The following is a 23,164-nucleotide window of genomic DNA, read 5'->3' on the forward strand; positions in this document are numbered from 1 at the left end:
GTGGGTGTCAGCCGGCGGCAGGCGGTGGCCGCCAGGCCGGCATCACGTCGTTCGGGCGGGCGGTCTTCGCCGGGTCACGCTCGACGAGGTCACCGAGCAGCGCGTCGATCCGTGCGGTCAGCTCGTCGTCCAGCCGTACCGCGGTGGCCGCCGCCGTCTCGGCGAGCTGCTCGGGTCGGGACGCGCCGACGATCGCCCCGGCCACTGTCGGCCGGTGCAGCACCCACGCCACCGCCAACTGGGCCATCGTGCAGCCGGCGGCCTCCGCGATCGACCGGAGTTCGCGTACCCGGGAGAGCAGCAGGTCCGACGAGTACCGGGCGATGAACGACCCGCCGAAGCCGTCGGTCGCCCGGGAGCCGGCGGGCGGACGTCGGCCGGGCCGGTAACGACCGGTCAGTACGCCCATCGCGAGCGGCGCCCAGGCCAGCTGACCGAGGCCGAACTCGGCGCAGGTGGGCACCACCTCGGCCTCCACCACCCGCCACAGCATCGAGTACTGCGGCTGGTTGGCGATGAACGGCACCCGCAGTTCGGCGGCGAGCCGCAGGCCCTCCCGCAACTGCGGGGCGGTCCACTCGGAGACGCCGACGTAGAGCACCTTGCCCTGGCGGACCAGGTCCGCGAAGGCGAGCATCGTCTCCTCCAGCGGCACCGTGTCGTCGTACCGGTGCGCCTGGTAGAGGTCGACGTAGTCGGTGCCCAGCCGGTTCAGCGAGGCGTGGCAGCCCTCGATGATGTGCTTGCGGGACAGCCCGGCGTCGTTGGCCCCCGGCCCGACCGGCAGGCACACCTTCGTGCACAGCTCGACCGAGCTGCGCCGGACGCCGCTCAGGGCCCTGCCCAGCGCCTCCTCGGCCCGACCCTGGGCGTACCGGTCGGCGGTGTCGAAGGTGGTGATGCCCGCGTCCAGGGCGGCGGCCACGCACGCGGCCGCCGCATCGTCGTCGAGTTGGTTTCCGTGGGTGACCCAGTTGCCGTACGCGACCGCGCTGACGCGCAGGCCGGAACGGCCCAGTTGCCGGTACTCCATATGAGGATCCTCGGGTCGCTGGGAACTGTCGCCGAAGCGTTCGAACGTGGTCGAATCCGTCGGTGATCGAGGTTCGGTTCTCACCCGAGGACCTGAGTCGGGTCCGGTTCGTGCACTCGCCCCTGGCCGAGCTGGTGGCCAGTTCCTGGGCGCTGCGCAAGCCGGCGAAGTACTGGATGCACCGTCCGTGGCGGGAGCGTGCCGAGCGACTGCTACCGGATGCCGGCCTGGAGCCGTTGTTGGCGGTGCTCAGGTCGTCCAACGGCTATGTGCCGGACTTCCTCACTCCGATCGGAGGGGCACCGAATCTGGCGGCCGAGTTGCGGGCGGTCGCCGGCACCGACCCGAGAGTGGTGCGACGGCAGCTGGAACGCGCCGGAGCGCCGGTGTTGTCGGCGGACGAGCTGGTCGCGCAGCTCCACAGGTACTTCACAGTGCTGATCGCGCCGGACTGGCCCCGGCTGCGGGCACTGGCGCTGGCCGACGTCCGGCGGCGGACGCTGCTCGCCGCCGAGCAGGGCGGGCGCACCCTGCTGCACGAGGTGCACCCGTTGATCCGGTGGGACGGTGCGGCGCTGCGGGTTGCCGTCGGCACGGCCCTGCCGGCCGACCGGGACGGACGCCCGTGGACGCTGTTGCCCACCGCGTTCTCCGGGCCGACGGTGCACGCGATCCTGGAAGGTGACGCCGGGCCCGCCCTCTGCTATCCGCCGGTCGGGTTGGGTGGGCTGTGGGACTCGCCGCCGCCGAGCGCCGCGCTGGGCGCTCTGCTCGGTGGTACGCGGGCGGCGGTGCTGTCCCTGCTCGACACACCGCTGAGCACCGGCGAGCTGGCCGCGATGTTGCGGCTCGCGCCGGCGACCGCGTCGCACCACCTCACCACGCTGCGGGACAACGGCCTGATCGCTGGCGTACGACAGGGGCGGGTGGTGCGTTATGCCCGAACTGTCCTCGGTGACCAGCTGGTCGGCTGACCGCCGGCCCGTGATGTGGGATCCCGCACGCGGACATTGGCCGGCCCCCTTGGGGTGTGGCAGCATGGGCGCATGACCGCCGCAGTCGTTCGCCGCTTCGTGGCCCGTCGCCACGTCGATTACGGCCGCGTGCGCAGCGCGATCTGTCCGGCCGACTGACGACGCCCGACCAATCCGTCTCGGGCGCGCTCCGCGCCGGCTGTCACTGACACCGTTGTCCCGCCCGCTCACGCGGGCCGGCCGCCGCGCCCCGCGTACCCCGAGGCACAGCAGACAACGGAGGACGCCGCGATGGCGGTCAGCAGCATCCCGGCCCGTTCCGAGGACCCGACGGCTCGTCCGACCCGCGCGCCGCGCCGGCCACGGGGTGAGGGTCAGTGGGCGCTCGGCCACCGCGAACCGCTCAACCCCAACGAGCGGATCAAGAAGGACGACGACCCGCTCAACGTCCGGGCCCGCATCGAGACGATCTACGCGCACCGCGGCTTCGCCTCCATCGACCCGCAGGACCTGCGCGGCCGGTTCCGCTGGTGGGGCCTCTACACCCAGCGCAAGGCGGGCATCGACGGCGGGCGCACCGCCGTGCTGGAGCCGCACGAGCTGGAGGACGAGTTCTTCATGCTCCGGGTCCGCATCGACGGTGGTCAGCTCAGCCTGGCCCAGTTGCGGGTGATCGCGGACATCTCCCGGGAGTTCGCACGGGACACCGCCGACATCACCGACCGACAGAACATCCAATACCACTGGATCCGCGTCGAGGACATGCCGGAGATCTGGCGTCGGCTGGAGTCGGTCGGCCTGCAGACCACCGAGGCCTGCGGCGACTGCCCTCGGATCGTGCTGGGCAGCCCGGTCGCCGGGGTGGCCCGCGACGAGCTGCTCGACCCGACCCCGGCGATCGACGAGATCGTCGCACGGTACGTCGGCGACAAGCAGTTCTCCAACCTGCCCCGCAAGTTCAAGACGTCGATCTCCTGGCTGGTCGACACCCCGTACGAGTCGAACGACATCGCGTTCCTCGGTGTCGACCACCCCGAGCACGGCCCCGGCTTCGACGTCTGGGTCGGCGGTGGCCTCTCCACCAACCCGATGCTCGCCCAACGGCTCGGCGTCTGGGTGCCGCTGGCCGAGGTGCCGGACGTGTGGGCCGGTGTCGTCGGCATCTTCCGCGACTACGGCTACCGCCGGCTGCGCAACCGGGCCCGGCTGAAGTTCCTGGTGGCCGACTGGGGTGTGGAGCGCTTCCGGGAGGTCCTGGAGAAGGACTACCTCGGCCGCACGTTGCTGGACGGTCCGGCGCCGACCCTGCCGTCGAAGCCGATCGACCACGTGGGCGTGCACGAGCAGGCCGACGGGCGGCACTACGTGGGCGCCGCCCCGGTGGTCGGGCGGGTCTCCGGCGCGCAGCTCAGCCGGCTGGCCGACGTGGTCGAGGCGCACGGCAGCGACCGGGTGCGCCTCACCGCGTACCAGAAGCTGCTGGTGCTCGACGTGCCGTCGGAGCGGACGGAGTCGCTCGTCGACGCGCTGCGCGGGATCGGTCTGGAGGCCCGTCCCTCGGCGTGGCGGCGCGGCACGATGGCGTGCACCGGCATCGAGTACTGCAAGCTCGCGATCGTCGAGACGAAGGCCCGCGGCGAGGAGTTGGTGGCCCGGCTGGAGCAGCGGTTGCGCGACTTCGACGCGGACATCTCGATCCACATCAACGGCTGCCCGAACGCCTGCGCGCGCACCCAGGTCGCCGACATCGGGCTCAAGGGTCAGCTGGTGGTCGGCCCGGACGGTCGGCAGGTGGAGGGCTTCCAGGTGCACCTGGGCGGCGGGCTGGGCATGGCCCAGGGGCAGACCGCCGGGTTCGGGCGCAAGCTGCGCGGCCTGAAGACCACCGCGGAGGAGCTTCCGGAGTACGTGGAACGGCTGGCCCGTCGTTACCTGGCCGGTCGGAGCGAGGGCGAGACGTTCGCCAACTGGGTGATCAGAGTCGACGAGGAGGACCTGCGGTGAGCAGCGAGAACCGAGCGGCACCCCTGTACTGCCCGTACTGCGGCGAGGAGGACCTGCGGCCGCACGAGGCGGGGCACGGCGCGTGGGAGTGCCACGCCTGCACCCGCGTGTTCTCGGTGAAGTTCACCGGCCTGCTCTCCCGGGCGGTGACCCGATGAGTCTCGTCTCCGCCGCGAGTCTGCGCCTGGTCGGTCCGGGTGGCCCGACGCCGACCGACCCGACCCGGCGCGACCCGGACGAGCTGCGCGCCCTGGCCGAGCAGGCCGCCCGGGACCTGGAGGGCGCACCGGCCCTGGAGATCGCCCGCTGGGCGGCGCAGACCTTCGGCGACCGGTTCTGCGTCACCAGTTCGATGGCCGACGCCGTGCTGGCCCACCTGGTGTCCCGGGTGGCACCGGGCGTGGACGTGGTCTTCCTCGACACCGGTCTGCACTTCCCCGAGACGTTGCGGGTGCGCGACGAGGTCGCCCGGACGCTCCCGGTGAACGTGCGGTCGATCCGGCCGCGGCTCACCGTCGGTCAGCAGGACGGCCAGTACGGCCCCCGGCTGTTCAACAAGTCGCCGGACGACTGCTGCCAGCTGCGCAAGGTGGAGCCGCTGGAGCGGGCGTTGACCGGGTACGACGCCTGGGCCGCGGGCCTGCGCAGGGACGAGTCACCGACCCGGGCCAACACGCCGGTGGTGACGTTCGACGCGCGGCGCGGCAAGGTCAAGGTCAACCCGATCGCGGCGTGGTCGCAGCGGGACGTGGACGCCTACATCGCCCGCTTCAACGTCCCGGTCAACGAACTGTTCAAGCAGGGCTACGGGTCGATCGGCTGCTGGCCGTGCACCCGCCGCACCAAGGCCGGCGAGGACGCGCGGGCCGGCCGGTGGGCCATGTTCGAGAAGACCGAGTGCGGCCTGCACGTCTGACCTCACCGGCGTCGACCCCGACCGGCCCCGGTGCGGCCGGCGGGGCCGACCCGGTGGTGCTGGTCGCGCACGGCAGCCGCGATCCGCGAGCGGCCGAAGCCACCGAGGCGCTGGCCCGGGCGGTGTCGGCGGCCCGTCCGGGCACGCCGGTGTGGGCGAGCTGGCTGGACCACACCGAGCCGGGGCCGACAGCGGTGTTGCGTGGCCTGGCCGCAGCCGGTCACCGGCGGGCGGTGCTGGTGCCGCTGCTGCTGACTGCCGCGTACCACCATCGGGTGGACATCCCGGCGGCGGTCGCCGCGGCGGCGCAGCCCGGACCACCGCTGGCGGTGCGGGTGACCGACGTGCTCGGTCCGGCGGACGGGACGGTCGACGCGGGGCTGCTGGGCGGGTTGCGTCGCCGGCTCGACGAGGCGGGTCCGGGCCGCTTCGACGCGCTGGTGCTGGCGGCGGCGGGCACCCGTGACGCGCGGGCGCGCTGTTCGGTGGGTCGGGTCGCGGACGCGCTCGCCGCCGAGTTCCGGGTGCCCTGCCGGGTGGCGTACGCCTCGGCGGCCCCGCCGTCGGCCGGCGTGGCGGTGTCCCGGCTCCGGGCTGCCGGCGCGCGGCGGGTCGCGGTGTGCGCGTACTTCCTGGCGCCGGGCCTGTTCCACGACGCGGTGGCTGAGGCGGCCCGCGCGGCCGGCGCGGTCTCGGTCGCCGCGCCGCTGACCGACGCGCCGGAGTTGGTCGAGTTGGTGTTGCGGCGGGTCGACGACCGGCCGGTGCCGACGGGCTGATCCGTGCCGGGCCGCTGGTCGGGGCCGGACAGCAGAACGCCCCGGTGGGCGAACCCACCGGGGCGTACCGCTGTGTCGTTGGGGGATCAGGCGGAGTGAGCGCGCAGCACCCGGAGGCCGCCACGCCGCTTCACGGCGCGCCGCTCCTCCTCGCTCATCCCGCCCCAGACGCCGGCGTCCTGACCGGACTCGAGCGCCCACTGCAGGCACTGATCGGTCACGGAGCAGCGCCGGCAGACGGCCTTGGCCTGCTCGACCTGCAGGAGAGCCGGCCCGGACGTCCCGATCGGGAAGAACAGCTCCGGGTCCTCGTCGCGGCAGACAGCATGGTGACGCCAGTCCATGGCGGCAACACTCCTCATTCTGGATGGGTGGCAAACAATTGCTTGTCGTGCTTTTCCTATATGCATCCGCAGTGCCGGTGGTGACAGTTAGCGTCCGACCATTCGGCAGTGCGTGAGCAGGCGGTCAGCGCCGGGGACCTGCTGGAACAGCTCAACCTGACGAGCATATCCAGGCAATGTCCCGGTAACTCAAGTTCGCTTGTGAATACTTTCACGAACGCTCGTGATGTCAAGGGTGACGCTCGGAAAAACTCCGGGCGGTGAGCAAGCCCACAACCCGTTTGTCCGGATTCCAGTGCTTTCCTGGTTACCCGCCGTGCCACAGTCGAGGATCAATATAGTACAGTCCGCGTGACATTGCTGACATTTCCGGCACCTGCCCCTCGGTGTGGCGGCGACCGGCCGATGCGGTTGTGGCCGCCGCGCCGACCAAGGGCAGTACCCGAGACCTAGCAGATTACTCTCAGTGCGGCGGGAACGGAGGTGAATCTGACTTTCTCCCGCTCGCCGAGATAGTCGCCGTCCAGCTGGAACGCCTGCGGACGGCTGGAGACCAGCGTGAACTCCGGCGTGTCATGGAGTCGTAACACCTGACGACCTCGTGGATCCGGCCGCCGGGACAGGAACTGCGTCACTGTACGTGTTGTGCTAGCCACCCGGAGCTGACGCAGTGCCAGCACATCCAGCCCGAGATCGAACGACGCCGCCGGGTTCGGGTTGACCTCCCGGTCGCCCAGGTACGTCCAGGGAGCGGTGTTCTGGATGATGACGGTGGCCAACTCGGCCTCCGCCTGCTCGCCCGGACGCTCCAGGCTGATCGCGGGGTGCCGCCGGTCCGAGGCGAGGAAGTACTGGTTCATGATCGAGCGCAGGTACAGCGTCGGCGTGGACACCCGTCCCTTGCGCCGCGCCTGCTCCACCCGGTGGATCACCGCGGCATCCAGGCCGAACCCGGCGCAGAACGTGAAGTAGCGGTCGTCGGCGCGGCCCAGCCCCACCGTCCGGCTCCGGCCCAGCCGCAGCCCTTCGAGGATCATGCTGGTCGCCTCCGGCCACTCCCGGGGCAGGCCCACCGCGCGGGCGAACACGTTCGTGCTGCCACCCGGAACGGCCGCCAGCGCGGGCAGCCGCTCGGCCATCGAGGCGTCGTCGCCGAGTTTCGGCGGATCGGCCGTCATCAGACCGTTCACCACCTCGTTCACCGTGCCGTCGCCACCCAGGGTGACGACGAGGTCGACTCCCTCCGCGGCGGCCTCCCGGGCCAGCGCCACGGCGTGCCCGCGCCGACGGGTGTAGCGCACGCTGAGGTCGACTTCGCTGCGCAGCGCCCGGACAAGCACGTCCCGGCTGCGTTCGCTGGTGGTGGTGGCCTTTGGATTGACCACCAGGACGGCCCGCATGGGCGGCACTGTACCTCCCGGCCGCCCGGGTATCGTGGCGCGCGTGACCATCGACTCGGCCCCGATTCCCGTCACGCTCCGCTGGGCGGTGCGGCTGCTGTGGGCGGAGGCGGCCGTCGTCGGGCTGATCGCGCTGTGGCTCATCTGGGCCGACCTCACGGCCACCACCACCGACCTCCTGTCGGCGTTGCTGGTGACCGTGTTCGCCATCGGGGCGGCGGTGGCGCTCTGGGCGCTGGGCCGGGCGCTGCTACGCCGTCAGGCGGGCGCACGGGCCCCCGCGATAGTGCTCCAGCTGATGCTGCTGCCGATCGGGTGGTTCATGATCCAGGGTGGCCTGGGTTGGCTGGGCGTGCCGTTGATGGCGCTCGGCCTGGGCGTGGGCTGGCTGCTGGTCAGTCCTCCGACGACCAAGGCCCTCGGCTTCGAGTGACGGTGCAGGTTCCAGTGACCGCGCCGGCTCCGGCGGGCACCGGGCCGCCCAGCGGCAGTGCCGGGCCGCTCAGCGGCAGTGCCGCCGGGCCGCTCAGCGGCAGTGCCGCCGGGCCGGGCAGCGGCAGTGCCGCCGGTCAGTAACCGCCGGAGCGGCGGGTGAGCAGCGCGATCGTCGCCCGGCCGTCGGCGGCCGTGGCGGACGCCGAGGTGGTCAGCGCGGTCAGCACCTTCCAGGCGAACGACGACTCGGCGGGCAGCGTGGCACCCCGCACGGTCGGCACCGTCACCTCGACGGTCAGTGCGTCCTCGGTGACGGCGAAGCGGCACTCCAACTCGGCGTCGCGGGTGGCGATGGCGAGCAGCATGGCGCACGCCTCGTCGACGGCGATCCGCAGATCCTCGATCTCGTCGAGGGCGAACTGCAACCGGGCCGCCAGCCCGGCGGTGGCGGTGCGGAGCACGCCGAGGTAACCGCCGTCGGCGGGCACCGTGAGGTGCACCACGTCGTCGTCGGTCGCTGGTTGGCCAGTCAGTTGAGTCACGCCTCATCCCCCCGGTCGGGGACTCTACCCGGTCAGTCGCCCCTACGCGTGCCGACGGTGGCGGCCTGGGTGGCCAACTCGCGCAGGGCGTCGCCACTGAGCCGGTAGGGCACCCACTCGCTCATCTGCTCCGCGCCGATCGAGGCGTAGAAGCCGGCGGCCGGGTTCCAGTCGATCATCCACCACTCCAGCCGCCGGTAGCCGCGTCGTACGCAGATGTCGGCCAGGGTGGCGAGCAGCATCCGGCCAGCGCCGGTGCCCCGCGCGGACGGGCGGACGTACAGGTCTTCCAGGTAGATGCCGTGCACGCCGGCCCAGGTGGAGAAGTTGAGGAACCACAGCGCGAAGCCGACCGGTTCGTCGCGCTCGTCGACCGCGACGTGACCGAAGAGCGCCGGGGCGCTCGGCTCGTCCGACGCCGCGCCAGCACCGAACAGGGCCGAGGTCAGCTGCTCGGTGGTGAGGTGGCACTGCTCGGGGGCGCGTTCGTACTCCGCCAGCTCGTGCACCATGGCGACGACGGCCGGCACGTCCTCGGGACGTGCCGGCCGGATCGTCGGTATGACCGACGAGGTCATGCCTTCTTGGTCTCCCAGAAGATCTTCGAGATCTCGTCGATCTTCGCGAGCAGCTTGTCGGCGGTGGCCGGGTCCAGGCTGCCCTTGACGCCGCCCGCGCCGGCGAGCTTGGTGGCCTCGTTGAACAGGCTGTGCAGGTTCGGGTACTTCTCGAAGTGCGGCGGCTTGAAGTAGTCGGTCCACAGCACCCACAGGTGGTGCTTGACCAGCTCGGCGCGCTGCTCCTTGATGATGACGGCCCGGGTGCGGAACTCCGGGTCGGTGTTCGCCTGGTACTTCTCGCAGATCATTTTGACCGACTCGGCCTCGATCCGGGCCTGAGCCGGGTCGTAGACACCGCACGGCAGGTCGCAGTGAGCGCTCGCGGTGACGCGGGGCGCAAGGATGCGCGGAAGTCGCATCGGGATCCTCCATGGGAAGTTTGCGATGATCAAAGGCGACATTACTCCTGGGAATGCTCCCCGAACCGGGTGGAGGTGAAACCAGTGCAGGCCGATCACCCGGCTGAGGCGGCCCGGTTGCGCGGGCCGCTGACCGCCGTCCTGGTGACCGGTCCGTCCATGGCGCCGACGCTGCGGCACGGCGACGCGGTGCTGGTGCGCCCCGGCGGTCGTCCGATCCGACCCGGGGACGTGGTGGTCGCGGTCTTCCGGACCCGTCCCGACCTGCTGGTGGTGAAGCGGGCGGTCCGGCCGCAGGACGGCGGCTGGTGGCTGCGCGGGGACAACGACCTGATCACCGACGACTCCCGGGCGTACGGGGTGGCCGACGTGCGGGGGAGGGTCGTGGCCCGCTACTGGCCACGTCCCGGGCGGGTGCCTCCCCGGCCGATATGACCCTGCTCACACCCGAGGGGTAGTGCCGACACTATGCTCGGAAAGTGCCGGGTGACCCCCCGCGCCGCGTGCCACCGCTCGCCGCCCACCTCGCGGCCGGGCCCGCCGCCTCACATCTGCTCGACAGATCCTGGAGTCACCGCCATGTCTTCGTCCACCGTGGACCCCGTTGATCCCGTCTTCCTGCTGCACCGCGGCGGCAAGATGGCCGTCGCCTCGACCGTGCCGCTCACCAGCCGGGAGGACCTCTCCCTGGCGTACACCCCGGGGGTGGCTCGGGTGTGTGAGGCGATCGCCGCCGACCCCGACCTGGCCGACGACTACACCTGGGCGGCGCACACCGTCGCGGTGGTCACCGACGGCACGGCGGTGCTCGGGCTCGGCAACATCGGCCCGCGCGCCGCGCTGCCGGTGATGGAGGGCAAGGCGGTGCTGTTCAAGCAGTTCGCCGGGGTGGACGCGGTGCCGATCTGCCTGGACACGCAGGACGTCGACGAGATCGTCGCGGCGGTGCGGGCGCTGGCGCCGTCGTTCGGCGGCATCAACCTGGAGGACATCAGCGCGCCGCGCTGCTTCGAGGTGGAACGTCGCCTCGACGAGGCGCTGGACATCCCGGTCTTCCACGACGACCAGCACGGCACCGCGATCGTGGTGCTGGCCGCCCTGCGCAACGCCGCCGACCTGCTCGACCGCAAGCTCGGCGACCTGCGGGTGGCGGTGAGTGGCGCGGGCGCGGCCGGGGTGGCCGTGACGAAGATGCTGATCGCCGGGGGAGTGGACCCCGACCAGGTGGTGGTCTGCGACTCCAAGGGGATCATCGGTCGGCACCGCACCGACCTGACCGGCAGCAAGGCCGAGCTGGCGGCGAGCACCAACGCCGACGGTCGCCAGGGCGACATCACCGAGGCCCTGCGCGACGCGGACGTCCTGATCGGGGTCTCCGGAGGCCAGATCCCGGAGACCGCGGTGGCCGGGATGGCCCCCGACGGGATCGTGTTCGCACTGGCCAACCCGACGCCGGAGGTGCACCCGGAGGTCGCTGCTCGACACGTGGCGGTGGTGGCCACCGGTCGCAGCGACTACCCGAACCAGATCAACAACGTGCTGGCCTTCCCCGGGGTGTTCCGCGGCGCACTGGATGTCGGCGCCACCCGGATCACCGAGGCGATGAAGGTCGCCGCCGCCGACGCCATCGCCGGTGTGGTGGCCGAGTCGCTGACCGCCGACGCGATCGTCCCGTCCCCGCTCGACCCGCGCGTCGCGCCGGCCGTGGCCGAGGCGGTCGCCGAGGCGGCCCGCCGCGACGGCGTCGCCCGCCGCTAGCCCAGGTGGGCCGGCGGCGGCCGGCACAGCCGAACCCGCCGGCCCACACCCGGGAGCCTTCTTAACGAGCGCTCAGCTTGTTACCGTGCCGATCATGCGTGCTGCCTTCGCCTCCCGCTTCGACGACGCCGACCCGCTCGCCGCCCTCACCGTCGGCGAGCGGCCCGAGCCGACGCCACCGGCCGACGACTGGGTGACCGTGCAGGTGCGGGCCACCTCGCTCAACCACCACGACCTCTGGTCGCTGCGCGGGGTCGGGCTCACCGCCGCCCAACTGCCGATGATCCTCGGCTGCGACGCGGTCGGGGTGGACCCGGACGGCCGCCCGGTGGTCGTGTACCCGGTGGTCGTCACACCGGGTGACCCGCGTGGGGTCTCCATCCTCTCCGAGCACTTCCCCGGGACGTTCGCCGAGCGGGTGGCCGTACCCCGGTCGAACCTGATCCCGCTGCCCGACGGCATGGCGGCGACCGACGCGGCGTGCCTGCCCACGGCCTGGCTGACCGCGTGGCGGATGCTGACCACCAAGGGCCGCGTCGCGGACGCCGACAGCGTGCTGGTCCAGGGCGCGGGCGGTGGCGTGGCCACCGCGGCCGTCGCGCTGGCCGTCGCAATGGGCAAGCGGGTGTACGCGACCAGCCGCGACGCCGCCAAACGCGACCGGATCTCGGCCCTCGGCGCCACCGCCGTGGAGCCCGGCGCCCGGCTGCCGGAACGGGTCGACGTGGTGATCGAGACGGTCGGCGCGGCCACCTTCGACCACTCGCTGAAGTCGGCAGCGCCGATGGCCCGGATCGTGGTCTCCGGGGCGACCGCCGGGCACGAGCCGTCGGTCAACCTGCGCCGGGTCTTCGCGATGCAGTTGGAGATCCTGGGCACCTCGATGGGCACGCCCGGCGAGCTGTACGAGCTGCTGGAGTTCTGCTCCGAGAACGAGGTGCGTCCGGTGGTGGACAGCGTCATCCCGTTCAGCCGGGTCGAGGACGCCTTCGCCCGACTGCACTCCGGCGACGCCTTCGGCAAGGTCGTCATCGACCACGAGGCCTGACACCTCGGCTCTCGCCTGCGCGTGACGCGGCTCGGCGCCCGGTGCGCCTACCCGCCTCCAAGATCGCGCAACATCATGGAAGTAGGGGTCTCGCGCGACGTCGAGGCCCCTACTTCCCGGATACAGCGCGATCTTGGGCGCGGCCAGGTCGTTGCGCTGACCTTGCGCGCGGGGCGCCGGGCGTCGAGGTCAGAGGTGGTCGTCGAAGGTGGCCAGGTCGCCGCGCGTGGCGTCGGTGGAGATGCGCTTCTTGGCCTCCGGGTCTCCGTAGAGCGACCAGCGGAGGAACTCGACGGACGTGTCCGAGACCAGCCGCAGTGTCGCGCTGTCGCCGAGCAGGGCCCGCCCGTGGTCGCCCTTGGGCAGGCTGAGCATGGCCTTCGGCCAGGGCACCTTGTCGTAGGCGGCCTTGCCCGCCGCGTACTCGACCACCTCGTCCAACTCGCCGTGCACGAACAGTTGCGGCGCTGCCGCACCGGCGAACGCCGTACCCACCCCCAGCGCCGTGCCGGCGAACACCACACCCGCGTCCAGCCGATCGTCCCGACCGGTGGTGAAGAGACCGATGGTGGTCACCCCTCCCGCCGAGTGCCCGGCCGCGGCCACCCGCTCGCCGTCCAACCGGCCGCGCAGCGCGTCGCCGGCAGCGCTGTCCAGCGCCAACACCTGGTCGAGTGCGTACGACACGTCGGCCGGCTGGTTGAGCACGTCCAGGACGTTGTTGTCGGCACCCTTGGAGGTGTGCGGGAACGTCGGCGCGGCCACCACGAAACCGGCCGCCGCCCACCGGGTCAGCAGCTTCGCGTAGTCGTCGGGCCGCCCACCCAGCCCGTGACTGAACATCACCACCGGGAACCGGCCCTCCGCCACGGTCGCGGACCGCTTGGCCGCGCCGCCGGACTGCCCGGCCGCCGGGTACCACAGCGTCGTCGGCAGCGCCCGGCCGTCCCGGTTGAGCTTCAGTTGGCGTACGCCGACCGCGAAGGTGTTCTTCGGGGCGGACCCGGCGGCCACCTGCGGCGTCGGCGTGGCGACGGTTGTCGGCTCGGGCGGCGGGGTCTGCCCGCCGGTGGTCGGGCGGGTGTCCGCCGAGCAGCCGATCAGGCCGGCGATGAGCACGGTGCTGGCCATCAGTGCGGGAGTCACGCGACGGGGCATGACCTCAATTGTGCCCTGTCCGGCGGTGCCGCCCGGACGGCTCGGGCGGGAGTGTGCCCTCCGCAGCGCCACCGACGCGTCACCAGCCTGAGCGCCGGTTACACGATCTGAGCTGCCACCGAGATCGTCGGCACGCTGAGCGCGCCGATCCGACCGGGTGCGGGGGCGGTCCGCCCACCGAGCTCCGGCGGCCTCATGGGGCCGGCCGGGACTCGTAGCGGGTCAGGGGGGAGCGGGCGCCGGCGGGCAGCCGCGCACCGGCGGCCCGGTCGCCGTAGAGGGTCCACCGGAGGAAGTCGGTGGTGGTGGCGACGACAGTGGCGAACCCTGGGTGGCCCGGCGTCAGGTACGCCCCGTGGTCCTGCCCCAGCAGGCTGAGGAACGCGGCCGGCCCTCGGGTGCGCCGGTACGCGGCCCGGCCGACAGCCAGTGGCACCACCGCGTCGGCGGTGCCGTGCACGAAGAGCACCGGCGCGGCCAGCCCCGCGAAGCTGCCGGGCAGCCCACCGCCGGCGATGACGATCCCGGCGCGCAACCGGGCCGGGTGCCCCTCGCTGAACATCCCGGAGGTGGTGAAGCCACCCGCCGAGTGCCCGGCGGCGGCGACCGCCGTCAGGTCCAGGTGCCCGGCGAGCGGGTCGTCGCGACGCCGGTCGAGACGGCCCAGGTGCCGGACCAACCGCCAGGCGTCGGCGGGCTGGTTGCGGACGTCGGCCCTGCTGAACTGGGCGGAACCCTGCCGGGTGTGCGGGTACGCGGGCGCGGCGACCACGAACCCGGCCGCCGCCCAGCGGGTGGTCAGCGCGGCGTGCAGATCGGGTCGGCTGTGCAGCCCGTGGCTGTAGATCACCACCGGGAACCGTCCGGCCGCCACCCCGTCGGTCGACGCCGGGTACCAGATCGTCACCGGCAGTGGGCGCGCCGAGCGCGGATCGAGGGTGAGCGTACGCACGCCGACGGCGTACGACCCCTCGGGCGCTCGACGTGCTGACGCTGGCGCGTCGCCCTGGTCGGCCTCGGGTGTCGCCGACGCGCAACCCGCCACCAACGCCGTCATCAGCACGGCGATCAGCCGCCCCGCCCCCATCGCTTCACGGTAGGTGCCCGGGTGGGCGTAGCCACCCCACCGTCCGGCCCGGCTGTACCCGCCACCCGGTCGGGTCACGTCGACCGGCCGGGTCCGGCTTGGGACGACGCGCACCGGGGACGGTGCGGCGTGACCAGCTTCGCTAGGGTCACCGGCATGGCTGAGAACTACACCGACCCCAGCGGCAACACCGAGGCGTTCCGTGCCTTCTCCCAGACGCCGGAGGCCGCAGCGCCGACGGACGCCCCGTCCCGGCTTCCCCTGATCGTCGGTGCGGTGGTCGTCGTGCTGGTGGTGGCCGTCGTCGCCTGGTTCGCGCTGAGCTGACCGAAACACAACTGACCTGGTCAGTTGCCCTCCACCACGCCCCGGGTCTGCCGGGCGATCTCCCGCTCCTCGTCGGTGCGGATGACGCAGACGCTCACCTCGGCCCCGGCCGGTGAGATCACCCGGTCGCCCTCGCCGTCGTTGCGGGTGTCGTCGACGCTGATGCCGAGCCGTTCCAGACCGGCCAGCGCGGCGGCCCGCACCGGCGCGGCGTGCTCGCCCACTCCGGCGGTGAAGGCGATCGCGTCGACGCGACCGAGCAGGGCGTAGTACGCGCCGACGTAGCCGGTGATGCGCCGGCAGTACACGTCGAAGGCCAACGTCGCCGCCGGGTCACCGGCCGCCCGGCGTTGGAGCACTTCGCGCATGTCGTTGACGCCGGTCAGCCCGAGCAGGCCGCTGCGGTGGTTGAGCAGGTCGTCGATGTCGTCGACCGACAACCCACCCTCCCGGCGCAGGTGGAAGATCACGGTCGGGTCCAGGTCGCCGCTGCGGGTGCCCATCACCAGCCCTTCGAGGGGTGACATGCCCATCGAGGTGGCGACGCTGCGACCGTTCGCCACCGCGCAGGCGCTGGCCCCGTTGCCCAGGTGCAGGGTGATGGTGTTCAGCTGCTCGTACGGGCGGCCGAGCAGTTCGGCGGTGCGGCGGGACACGTACGCATGCGAGGTGCCGTGGAAGCCGTAGCGGCGGATGTCGTACCGCTCGGCGACGTCCCGGTCGATCGCGTACGTCGCGACGGCCTCCGGCAGGGTGTGGTGGAACGCGGTGTCGAAGACGGCGACCTGCGGGACGTCCGGCAGCGCCGCCCGGGCCACCTCGATGCCCGCCAGGTTCGCCGGGTTGTGCAGCGGGGCGAGCGGCACCAGGTCCCTGATCGCGGCCAGGACCGCGTCGTCGACCAGCACCGGGGCGCTGAACATCCGGCCGCCGTGCACCACCCGGTGCCCCACCGCGGCCAGCCCGCCGAGGTCGAGGCCGTCGAGGATCTGCCGGACGGCGGTGGCGTGGTCCGCCGGGCCGCCACCGGGTTCACCGACCCGCTCGACGGTGCCGTGGTCGAGGGTCCGGTCACCGTCGTAGCGTCGCCACTTGACCGACGACGACCCGCAGTTGAGCACCAGCACCTGACTCACGACGCCTCCTCGGTGGCCGCCTGGATGGCCGTGATCGCCACCGTGTTGACGATGTCCGGCACTCCCGCGCCCCGGGACAGGTCGTTGACGGGCCGCCGCAGGCCCTGCATCACCGGGCCCACGGCGACCGCCCCGGCGGAGCGCTGCACGGCCTTGTAGGTGTTGTTGCCGGTGTTCAGGTCCGGGAAGATGAAGACCGTCGCGTGACCGGCGACCGGGCTGCCCGGCAGCTTCGTGGCCGCCACCGCCGGGTCGATCGCCGCGTCGTACTGGATCGGTCCCTCGACCAGCAGGTCGGGTCGACGTTCCCGGACCAGGGCGGTCGCGGCGGCGACCTTCTCCACGTCCTCGCCGGCGCCGGAGCTGCCGGTGGAGTACGACAGCATGGCCACCCGGGGTTCGATGCCGAACCGGGCGGCGGTGTCGGCCGACGAGATCGCGATGTCGGCGAGCTGCGCGGCGTCCGGGTCGCGGTTGACGGCACAGTCGCCGTAGACCAGCACCCGGTCCGCGAGCAGCATGAAGAAGACGCTGGAGGCCACCGAGACCTCCGGCACGGTGCGGATGATCTCGAACGCCGGTCGGATGGTGGCGGCGGTGGTGTGGGTGGCGCCGGAGACCATTCCGTCGGCGCGTCCGGTCGCCACCATCAGCGTGCCGAAGTAGTTGGGTTGCGCCACGATGTCGTGCGCCAACTCGGCGGTCACGCCCCGGTGGGCGCGCAGCCGCGCGTACTCGACGGCGAAGTCGTCCCGCCAGCCGCTGGTGACGGGGTCGACCACGTTCGCGTCGCCGAGGTCGACGCCCAGCTCACGGGTCCGGCGGGCGATGTCGTCCGGCCGGCCCAGCAGGGTCAGCTCGGCCACTCCACGCCGCAGCAGGATCTCCGCGGCCCGCAGGATCCGGTCCTCGGCGCCCTCCGGCAGCACCAGGTGCCGACGGTGCGAACGGGCCCGGTCGATCAGCTCGTTCTCGAACATCAGCGGGGTGACCCGCGCCGAGCGGCTGACCCGCAGGCGGCGGGCCAGGTCGTCGGTGTCCACGCAGCGCTCGAACGCGCCCAGCGCCGCCTCCACCTTGCGGGGGTTGGCCGCGCTGGGCCGACCCTCGATCCGGCTGGACGCGGCCACCGTGTCGTAGCTGTCGCTGCCCACGGAGAGCACCGCCAGCCCGGTGTTCAGGCCCTCCACCAGCCGCATGACCCGGGGGTCGGGCTGCTCGCCGAGGGTGAGCACCAGCCCGGCAACCGACACCTGCCCGGCCACGTGCGCGGCGCTCGCGGCGACGAGCAGGTCGGCCCGGTCCCCGGGGGTGATCACCAGGGCGCCGTCGGTGAGGTGGTCCAGCAGGGTCGGCACGTGCGCGGCGCCGACCACGAAGTCCAGCACGTCCCGGCTGAGCGCGGCGTCGTCCCCGGCGAGCAGCTTGGCGCCGAGCGCTGCCGCCACCTCGGCCACCGTCGGCGCCGACACGCTCGGCACCTCCGGGATGGCGTACGCGGGCACCGGCAGGTCCGGCAGCGTCATCGGCTCGGTCACCCGGTTGGCGATGACCGCGAGCACCGTCGCGCCGAGGTCGGCCAGATCGTGGTACGCCCCGCGTACCGCCGCCGCGACCGCGGCCGGCTCCTGGCCGAAGCCGTCCACCACCGGCACCACGACACTGCCGAACTCGATGGCCAGCCGGGCGTTGAAGGCCAGCTCCCGAGGGTGGGCCGGGTCGCCCGGGTCGTCGAAGTCGCTGCCCACCACGACGACCGCCGGGCACTGCCGCTCGACCGCCCGGTACCGCTCGACGACCGCGGAGATCAGTTCCTCCCGTCGGCCGTCGGCGACCAGCGTCGCCGCCTCGGCGTACGTGGCCCCGGCCAGGTCGGCGAGGGGCACCTCGACCCGGTACCGCTCGCTGAGCAGGGCGAGAATCGGGTCCGCGCCGCTGGAGGCCACCAGCGGCCGAAAGACGCCGATCCGCCCCACCTGCCGCGACAACAGTTCGGCCAACCCGAGCGCGACAGTCGACTTGCCCCCACCAGAACCCACGCTGGTCAGATAAACGCTCCGAGCCACAGCCCCCACCCCGCCCTCGGTGATCAAGACGTTCGCGTCAGTTCCGGCCCCCATGGTGACCGAAAGCTCTTGATCACCGGGGGTGGAACGGAATCATGCGTCGTCGTCGTCGGGGTCGTCCAGGCGGGCCAGGTACGTGGCCAGCCGCTCGATGGGGGTTTCGAAGTCGGGGTTGAGGTCGACGAAGTCGCGCAGGCGTTCGCCCAGCCACTCCAGGGTCACCTGCTCGTCGCCCCGACGCTCGACCAGTTCCTCGATGCCACGGTCGGTGAAGTACATCGCGTGCGTCCTCGTGTTCGGCCCGGCGGGTTTCCGGGCGGGTGGACCGACGCGAGCCGGGGCAGGACCGTGGAAACGGCCCTGCCCCGGCTCGCGTGGTGCGGTCAGGTCACGGGCGGGGGAGAGCCGCCTCGATCAGCGCGGTCTGCTCGACCTCGTGGGTCTTGGCCGAGCCGACCGCCGGGGCGGCCGCGGCCGGGCGGGAGATCCGCCGCAGGCGCACGTCGGTCAGGTGCTCCAGCAGGTTGAGCGCGACGAACGACCAGGCGCCCTGGTTGGCCGGCTCCTCCTGCACCCAGGCGAAGTCCTCCGCGTTCGGGTACTGCGCCAGGGCGGCCCGGATCTCCTCCACCGGCAGCGGGTACAGCTGCTCGAGCCGGAGGATCGCCGTGTCGGTGACGCCGCGCTCCTGCCGGGCCTGGAACAGGTCGTAGTAGACCTTGCCCGAGCAGAGCAGCACCCGCTTCACCGCCTCCGGCGCCGGAGCGGCGGTGTCGCGCAGCACCGGCTGGAAGGTGCCGGTGGTGAAGTCCTCCACCGAGGAGACGCAGAGCTTGTGCCGCAGCAGCGACTTCGGGGTGAACACCACCAGCGGCTTGCGCTTGGGCGACAGGGCCTGGCGGCGCAGCAGGTGGAAGTAGTTCGCCGGGGTCGTCGGGATGGCCACCCGCATGTTGTCCTCGGCGCACATCTGCAGGAACCGCTCCGGCCGCCCGGAGGTGTGGTCCGGGCCCTGGCCCTCGTGGCCGTGCGGCAGCAGCAGGGTGACAGCGGAGCGCTGGCCCCACTTCACCTCACCCGAGGAGATGAACTCGTCGATCACCGACTGGGCGCCGTTGACGAAGTCGCCGAACTGGGCCTCCCAGGCGACCAGGGCGTTGATGTTCTCCACCGAGTAGCCGTACTCGAAGCCCATCGCCGCGTACTCGCTGAGCAGCGAGTCGTGCACGAAGAACCGGGAGCGCTCGCCGTCGGCGGTGAGCGACTTCAGTGGCAGGTAGTCGTCCCCGGTGCGGGAGTCGACCACCGAGGCGTGCCGCTGGACGAACGTGCCGCGACGCGAGTCCTGACCGGCGAGCCGGACGGTGACCCCGTCGTGCAGCAGCGACCCGAACGCGATGATCTCGCCGTAGCCCCAGTCGATGTTGCCCTCGACGGACATCTTGGCCCGCCGGTCGAGCAGCTGCTGGATCCGCTTGTGCGGGGTGAAGCCCTCGGGCAGGTTGACGTGCGCCTCGCCGATCGCCTTGATCACGGAGGCGTCGGTGGCGGTGTCGACCTGCGGCTCCGGCTCCTCCTCGCGGCGCGGCCGGTTGAGCTGGCGCGGTGCCGAGGCGGCGTCCCGGGTGGCCTTGAAGACCTTCTCCAGCTGCGCCTGGTAGTCGCGGAGCAGCTCTTCCGCGTCTTCCACGGTGATGTCGCCGCGACCGATCAGCTCCTCGGTGTAGAGCTTGCGGACCGACCGCTTCGAGTCAATGATCTTGTACATCTGTGGGTTGGACATCGACGGGTCGTCGCCCTCGTTGTGCCCGCGCCGGCGGTAGCAGACCATGTCGATCACGACGTCCTTGTTGAACGTCTGCCGGTATTCGAACGCCAGCCGGGCGACCCGGACCACGGCCTCGGGGTCGTCGCCGTTGACGTGGAAGATCGGCGCCTGGATCATCCGGGCCACGTCGGTGCTGTAGAGGCTGGACCGGCTGTACTCCGGGGCGGTGGTGAAGCCGACCTGGTTGTTGACCACCACGTGCACCGTGCCACCGGTGCGGTAACCGCGCAGCTGCGACAGGTTGAGGGTCTCGGCGACCACACCCTGCCCGGCGAACGCGGCGTCACCGTGCACCGCCAGCGGCAGCACCGTGTAGCCCTCCAGCTTGAGGTCGATCCGGTCCTGCTTGGCCCGGACGATGCCCTCCAGCACCGGGTCGACGGCCTCCAGGTGCGACGGGTTGGCCACCACCGACACCTTGACCGCGTGCTCGCCGTCCGGGGTGGTGAACTTGCCGTTCTGGCCCAGGTGGTATTTCACGTCGCCGGAGCCCTGCGTCGAGCGCGGGTCCAGGTGACCCTCGAACTCCGAGAAGATCTTCTCGTACGGCTTGCCGACGATGTTGGCCAGCACGTTGAGTCGACCCCGGTGGGCCATGCCGATGACGACCTCGTCCAGGCCGCTCTCGGCGGAGGACTCCAGCACCTCCCCGAGCAGCGGGATCAGCGACTCGCCGCCCTCCAGCGAGAAGCGCTTCTGGCCCACGTACTTGGTCTGCAGGAAGGTCTCGAACGCCTCGGCGGCGTTGAGCCGGTTGAGCACGTGCTTCTGCTCGTCTGCCGACGGCTTCTCGTACTTGCGCTCGATACGCTCCTGGACCCAGCGCCGCTCCTCCGGGTCCTGGATGTGCATGTACTCGATGCCGACCCGGCGGCAGTACGAGTCGCGCAGCACCCCGAGGATCTCGCGCAGCTTCATCCGCTGGCGGCCGGCGAAGCCGTTGACCGGGAACTCCCGGTCCAGGTCCCACAGGGTCAGCCCGTGCTGGAGGACGTCCAGGTCGGGGTGCTTGCGGATCTTGAACTCGAGTGGGTCGGTGTCGGCCATCAGGTGACCGCGCACCCGGTACGCGTGGATCAGCTCGTGCACCCGGGCGGTCTTGTTGATCTGGCCCTCGGAGCTGACCGCCACGTCGCGCATCCAGCGCACCGGCTCGTACGGGATGCGCAGCGCGGTGAAGATCTGGTCGTAGAAGCCGTGCTCACCCAGGATCAGCTCGTGCATGACCTTGAGGAACTCGCCGGACTGCGCGCCCTGGATGATCCGGTGGTCGTACGTGCTGGTCAGCGTGATGATCTTGCTGACCGCCAGCTCGGCCAGGGTGGCCTCGGACATGCCCTGGTAGGGGGCCGGGTACTCCATCGCGCCCACGCCGATGATCGCGCTCTGCCCCTGCATGAGCCGCGGCATCGAGTGCACGGTGCCGATGCCGCCCGGGTTGGTCAGCGAGATCGTGGTGCCGGAGTAGTCCTCCATGGTCAGCTCGTTGCGCCGCGCCCGTCGGACCACGTCCTCGTACGCCTGCCAGAACTGCCGGAAGTCCATCTGCTCGCAGCCCTTGATGGAGGGGACCACCAGGTTGCGGCTGCCGTCGGGCTTGGCCAGGTCGATCGCGATGCCGAGGTTGACGTGCGCCGGGCGGACCACCGCCGGCTTGCCGTTGGCCTCGGCGAAGGAGTTGTTCATCTCCGGGTGCGCCACCAGCGCCCGGACCATCGCGTAGCCCACCAGGTGGGTGAAGCTGACCTTGCCACCGCGCCCTCGGGCGAGGTGGTTGTTGATCACGATGCGGTTGTCGACCAGCAGCTTCGCCGGGACCGCGCGGACACTGGTCGCGGTGGGCACGCTCAGCGAGGCGTCCATGTTCTGGACGATCTTCGCGGCGACGCCACGCAGCGGCGTGGTCTGCGGACCGTCAGCGGTCGGCGCGGCGGCCTTGGCGGCCGGCTTGGCCTTCTCCGTCGCGGCCTTGGGCGCGGCCGGAGCAGCGGCGGCGGGCTTGGCCGGTGCCGACTGGGCGGCGGCCGGCTTCGCGTCGGCCGGCGCGATCGCCGGCTTCGCCGGGGCGCTCGGCTGGCCGACCTTGGCGACCGCCTCGGGCTGACCGTCCGGCTCGGGGGCGGCGGCCGGCTTGTCCGACGACTCGGCCCCACGCGGGGTGGCCGCTCCGGGCGCCGGGCGGTAGTCGGCGAAGAAGTCGTGCCAGGCCGAATCGACGCTCGTTGGGTCGGCGAGGTAACGCTGGTACATCTCCTCGACGATCCACTCATTCGGGCCGAAACCCGCTAGTGGGTTCTCCTGCGAAGTCTGCTGGGTCGACACGGCCGGTAATCGCCTCTTTCACGCGGGTTCGAGTGGCACGCGGTGCGTCCCTCGCGCCCGGTAGGGGAGCGCGAACTGGACGGTTCCCAGGCTACGCCGTGCCGATCCCGCAGGCATTTCCGCCTCGGTCCCGTGGCCGGTTTCACAGAAGATGCCAGAAGTTCACCAACCGCTGCGTGGTCGGCCGCCAACTGCTAGGCGGGCCGTCGGGAGCGTAACGGCAGGCAACTGAGTACGGATGCCGATGTCTCCGTGCCGCGAGTCCGGTGAGGATCCTTCGCATGGATCACAACGGGGTACGGGGGCGCTACGGCCGGAGTGTGGCGGTGGCGTCCGGTTGGTACGTGACTGTCGGCGCGGCCGTGGCGGTGGGCCTGGCGAGTGTGCCGAGCCCACCCCGGACGGACTGCTCGGCCTGGTTCAGTTGCCTGTCGCCGGGGGAGTCCCTGGCGCTGGTCATGCTGGTGTGGGGTGGGCCGGTGCTGGCCGGGTTGCTCGTCGTGACGGCGCTGGTGACCGCGCTGGTCGTCCGGCTGGTGCCCTCGGCGGTGCTCGCCGGCACCCTGTCCGCCCTGGTCACCGTCACGATCTGCGCGGCCGTGTACGCGGGGCGCTCGTGAGGCGGCTCGGCCTCGGAGGTCTCTTCTTCGTCTGGTTGTACGGGGTGCCGTTCCTGCTCGTGGTGGGCCTGATCCGGCGCACCTCGCAGCCGTACGCGCCGACCCACGAGGCGGCGCAGGCGTTCGGCGCCGGCACGGACGCCGTGCTGATCGCCGCTCTCCTGCTCAACGCGCTGCCGATCGTCGGGCTGTGGCTGGCCGGCGAGGCGGACTGGCACCGGCACTTCCGCTGGGCGGTCGGCGGGATGGTGGTGGTGTATCTGCTGGTCGTCCTGGTCGGCCGGATGGCCACCGGCGTCCTGATCGGCCACACGCCCGCCGACGACGAGCCCGCCCCGGCGGTCACCCAGTGCATACCGCGCAGCGGCGGCCGGGGCTGCCCCGGCGGGTGAGCCGGGCCGGCGTTCC

Annotated in this window: 24 protein-coding genes; 12 read left to right on the forward strand and 12 right to left on the reverse strand. The window is 72.0% G+C overall.

Annotated features, from left to right (window positions below; genetic code table 11):
• Nucleotides 1–7 precede the first annotated feature (7 nt).
• Nucleotides 8–1,033 (reverse strand): aldo/keto reductase family protein, encoded by a 1,026-nt coding sequence (locus GA0070612_RS10840; protein ID WP_088987797.1) that lies wholly within the window; start codon nt 1,031–1,033, stop codon nt 8–10.
• A gap of 62 nt (nt 1,034–1,095) precedes the next feature.
• On the opposite strand from GA0070612_RS10840, the gene GA0070612_RS10845 reads away from it, so the two are divergent.
• The 5 genes from GA0070612_RS10845 to GA0070612_RS10860 all read left to right on the forward strand — a co-directional run bounded on the left by GA0070612_RS10845 (nt 1,096) and on the right by GA0070612_RS10860 (nt 5,706).
• Nucleotides 1,096–2,007, forward strand: coding sequence for an ArsR/SmtB family transcription factor (locus GA0070612_RS10845; RefSeq protein WP_088987798.1), 912 nt, complete (start codon nt 1,096–1,098; stop codon nt 2,005–2,007).
• Nucleotides 2,008–2,298: 291 nt separating this feature from the next.
• The gene (locus GA0070612_RS10850) at nt 2,299–4,011 is read left to right on the forward strand and encodes a nitrite/sulfite reductase (protein WP_088987799.1); all 1,713 of its coding nucleotides are present in this window, start codon (nt 2,299–2,301) and stop codon (nt 4,009–4,011) included.
• Complete coding sequence (locus GA0070612_RS31805; protein ID WP_167393614.1) at nt 4,008–4,169, forward strand: hypothetical protein; 162 nt, start codon at nt 4,008–4,010, stop codon at nt 4,167–4,169. Before GA0070612_RS10850 ends, GA0070612_RS31805 begins: the two co-directional genes overlap by 4 nt.
• Complete coding sequence (locus tag GA0070612_RS10855; RefSeq protein ID WP_088987800.1) at nt 4,166–4,927, forward strand: phosphoadenylyl-sulfate reductase; 762 nt, start codon at nt 4,166–4,168, stop codon at nt 4,925–4,927. Before GA0070612_RS31805 ends, GA0070612_RS10855 begins: the two co-directional genes overlap by 4 nt.
• Complete coding sequence (locus tag GA0070612_RS10860; RefSeq protein ID WP_408630541.1) at nt 4,909–5,706, forward strand: sirohydrochlorin chelatase; 798 nt, start codon at nt 4,909–4,911, stop codon at nt 5,704–5,706. Before GA0070612_RS10855 ends, GA0070612_RS10860 begins: the two co-directional genes overlap by 19 nt.
• An 86-nt stretch (nt 5,707–5,792) precedes the next feature.
• Here GA0070612_RS10860 and GA0070612_RS10865 read toward each other — a convergent pair whose 3' ends face one another.
• Together GA0070612_RS10865 and GA0070612_RS10870 are read right to left on the reverse strand one after the other, a co-directional pair.
• On the reverse strand, nt 5,793–6,050 hold the full coding sequence (locus tag GA0070612_RS10865; RefSeq protein WP_007072794.1) for a WhiB family transcriptional regulator: 258 nt from the start codon (nt 6,048–6,050) through the stop codon (nt 5,793–5,795).
• Nucleotides 6,051–6,499: 449 nt separating this feature from the next.
• On the reverse strand, nt 6,500–7,450 hold the full coding sequence (locus tag GA0070612_RS10870) for a diacylglycerol/lipid kinase family protein (protein ID WP_088987801.1): 951 nt from the start codon (nt 7,448–7,450) through the stop codon (nt 6,500–6,502).
• Nucleotides 7,451–7,493: 43 nt separating this feature from the next.
• Between GA0070612_RS10870 and GA0070612_RS10875 the strand changes: the two genes are divergently transcribed.
• Nucleotides 7,494–7,883, forward strand: coding sequence for a hypothetical protein (locus GA0070612_RS10875; RefSeq protein ID WP_088987802.1), 390 nt, complete (start codon nt 7,494–7,496; stop codon nt 7,881–7,883).
• Nucleotides 7,884–8,019: 136 nt separating this feature from the next.
• Here GA0070612_RS10875 and GA0070612_RS10880 read toward each other — a convergent pair whose 3' ends face one another.
• From GA0070612_RS10880 to sodN, 3 genes are read right to left on the reverse strand one after another with little or no spacing between them, the layout of a single operon-like run.
• Nucleotides 8,020–8,427 (reverse strand): ATP-binding protein, encoded by a 408-nt coding sequence (locus GA0070612_RS10880; RefSeq protein WP_088987803.1) that lies wholly within the window; start codon nt 8,425–8,427, stop codon nt 8,020–8,022.
• A gap of 32 nt (nt 8,428–8,459) precedes the next feature.
• On the reverse strand, nt 8,460–9,005 hold the full coding sequence (locus tag GA0070612_RS10885) for a GNAT family N-acetyltransferase (protein ID WP_088987804.1): 546 nt from the start codon (nt 9,003–9,005) through the stop codon (nt 8,460–8,462).
• Nucleotides 9,002–9,406: a superoxide dismutase, Ni gene (sodN, locus tag GA0070612_RS10890; RefSeq protein ID WP_088987805.1), complete on the reverse strand. Its 405-nt coding sequence runs from the start codon at nt 9,404–9,406 to the stop codon at nt 9,002–9,004. Before sodN ends, GA0070612_RS10885 begins: the two co-directional genes overlap by 4 nt.
• Before the next feature lie 84 nt (nt 9,407–9,490).
• On the opposite strand from sodN, the gene GA0070612_RS10895 reads away from it, so the two are divergent.
• The 3 genes from GA0070612_RS10895 to GA0070612_RS10905 all read left to right on the forward strand — a co-directional run bounded on the left by GA0070612_RS10895 (nt 9,491) and on the right by GA0070612_RS10905 (nt 12,212).
• Nucleotides 9,491–9,841: a S24/S26 family peptidase gene (locus GA0070612_RS10895; RefSeq protein WP_231924528.1), complete on the forward strand. Its 351-nt coding sequence runs from the start codon at nt 9,491–9,493 to the stop codon at nt 9,839–9,841.
• A gap of 144 nt (nt 9,842–9,985) precedes the next feature.
• Nucleotides 9,986–11,164 (forward strand): NAD(P)-dependent malic enzyme, encoded by a 1,179-nt coding sequence (locus GA0070612_RS10900; protein ID WP_088987806.1) that lies wholly within the window; start codon nt 9,986–9,988, stop codon nt 11,162–11,164.
• A gap of 85 nt (nt 11,165–11,249) precedes the next feature.
• Nucleotides 11,250–12,212 (forward strand): zinc-binding dehydrogenase, encoded by a 963-nt coding sequence (locus tag GA0070612_RS10905; protein ID WP_088987807.1) that lies wholly within the window; start codon nt 11,250–11,252, stop codon nt 12,210–12,212.
• 189 nt (nt 12,213–12,401) lie between these two features.
• Here GA0070612_RS10905 and GA0070612_RS10910 read toward each other — a convergent pair whose 3' ends face one another.
• Together GA0070612_RS10910 and GA0070612_RS10915 are read right to left on the reverse strand one after the other, a co-directional pair.
• Nucleotides 12,402–13,370: an alpha/beta hydrolase family protein gene (locus tag GA0070612_RS10910; RefSeq protein ID WP_088987808.1), complete on the reverse strand. Its 969-nt coding sequence runs from the start codon at nt 13,368–13,370 to the stop codon at nt 12,402–12,404.
• 193 nt (nt 13,371–13,563) lie between these two features.
• On the reverse strand, nt 13,564–14,457 hold the full coding sequence (locus tag GA0070612_RS10915; protein WP_088991398.1) for an alpha/beta hydrolase family protein: 894 nt from the start codon (nt 14,455–14,457) through the stop codon (nt 13,564–13,566).
• Between the two features lie 156 nt (nt 14,458–14,613).
• On the opposite strand from GA0070612_RS10915, the gene GA0070612_RS31810 reads away from it, so the two are divergent.
• The gene (locus GA0070612_RS31810; protein ID WP_167393615.1) at nt 14,614–14,784 is read left to right on the forward strand and encodes a hypothetical protein; all 171 of its coding nucleotides are present in this window, start codon (nt 14,614–14,616) and stop codon (nt 14,782–14,784) included.
• A gap of 20 nt (nt 14,785–14,804) precedes the next feature.
• Here GA0070612_RS31810 and GA0070612_RS10925 read toward each other — a convergent pair whose 3' ends face one another.
• The 4 genes from GA0070612_RS10925 to GA0070612_RS10940 form a co-directional block, all read right to left on the reverse strand.
• Nucleotides 14,805–15,920 carry an acetate/propionate family kinase gene (locus GA0070612_RS10925; protein ID WP_088987810.1) on the reverse strand — a complete coding sequence of 372 codons (1,116 nt, stop codon included), beginning with the start codon at nt 15,918–15,920 and terminating at the stop codon, nt 14,805–14,807.
• Nucleotides 15,917–17,995, reverse strand: coding sequence for a phosphate acetyltransferase (gene pta, locus GA0070612_RS10930; protein WP_088991399.1), 2,079 nt, complete (start codon nt 17,993–17,995; stop codon nt 15,917–15,919). Before pta ends, GA0070612_RS10925 begins: the two co-directional genes overlap by 4 nt.
• An 84-nt stretch (nt 17,996–18,079) precedes the next feature.
• Nucleotides 18,080–18,265: a DUF6104 family protein gene (locus tag GA0070612_RS10935; protein ID WP_088987811.1), complete on the reverse strand. Its 186-nt coding sequence runs from the start codon at nt 18,263–18,265 to the stop codon at nt 18,080–18,082.
• A 109-nt stretch (nt 18,266–18,374) separates the two neighbouring features.
• Nucleotides 18,375–22,136, reverse strand: coding sequence for a multifunctional oxoglutarate decarboxylase/oxoglutarate dehydrogenase thiamine pyrophosphate-binding subunit/dihydrolipoyllysine-residue succinyltransferase subunit (locus tag GA0070612_RS10940; protein WP_088987812.1), 3,762 nt, complete (start codon nt 22,134–22,136; stop codon nt 18,375–18,377).
• Nucleotides 22,137–22,417: 281 nt separating this feature from the next.
• On the opposite strand from GA0070612_RS10940, the gene GA0070612_RS10945 reads away from it, so the two are divergent.
• Together GA0070612_RS10945 and GA0070612_RS10950 are read left to right on the forward strand one after the other, a co-directional pair.
• Entirely contained in the window at nt 22,418–22,756 is a 339-nt protein-coding gene (locus GA0070612_RS10945) for a hypothetical protein (protein ID WP_088987813.1), read from the forward strand.
• Complete coding sequence (locus tag GA0070612_RS10950) at nt 22,753–23,148, forward strand: hypothetical protein (protein WP_088987814.1); 396 nt, start codon at nt 22,753–22,755, stop codon at nt 23,146–23,148. Before GA0070612_RS10945 ends, GA0070612_RS10950 begins: the two co-directional genes overlap by 4 nt.
• Nucleotides 23,149–23,164 lie beyond the last annotated feature (16 nt).

Source organism: Micromonospora chokoriensis (genome assembly GCF_900091505.1).
GTDB classification, from domain to species: Bacteria; Actinomycetota; Actinomycetes; order Mycobacteriales; family Micromonosporaceae; genus Micromonospora; species Micromonospora chokoriensis.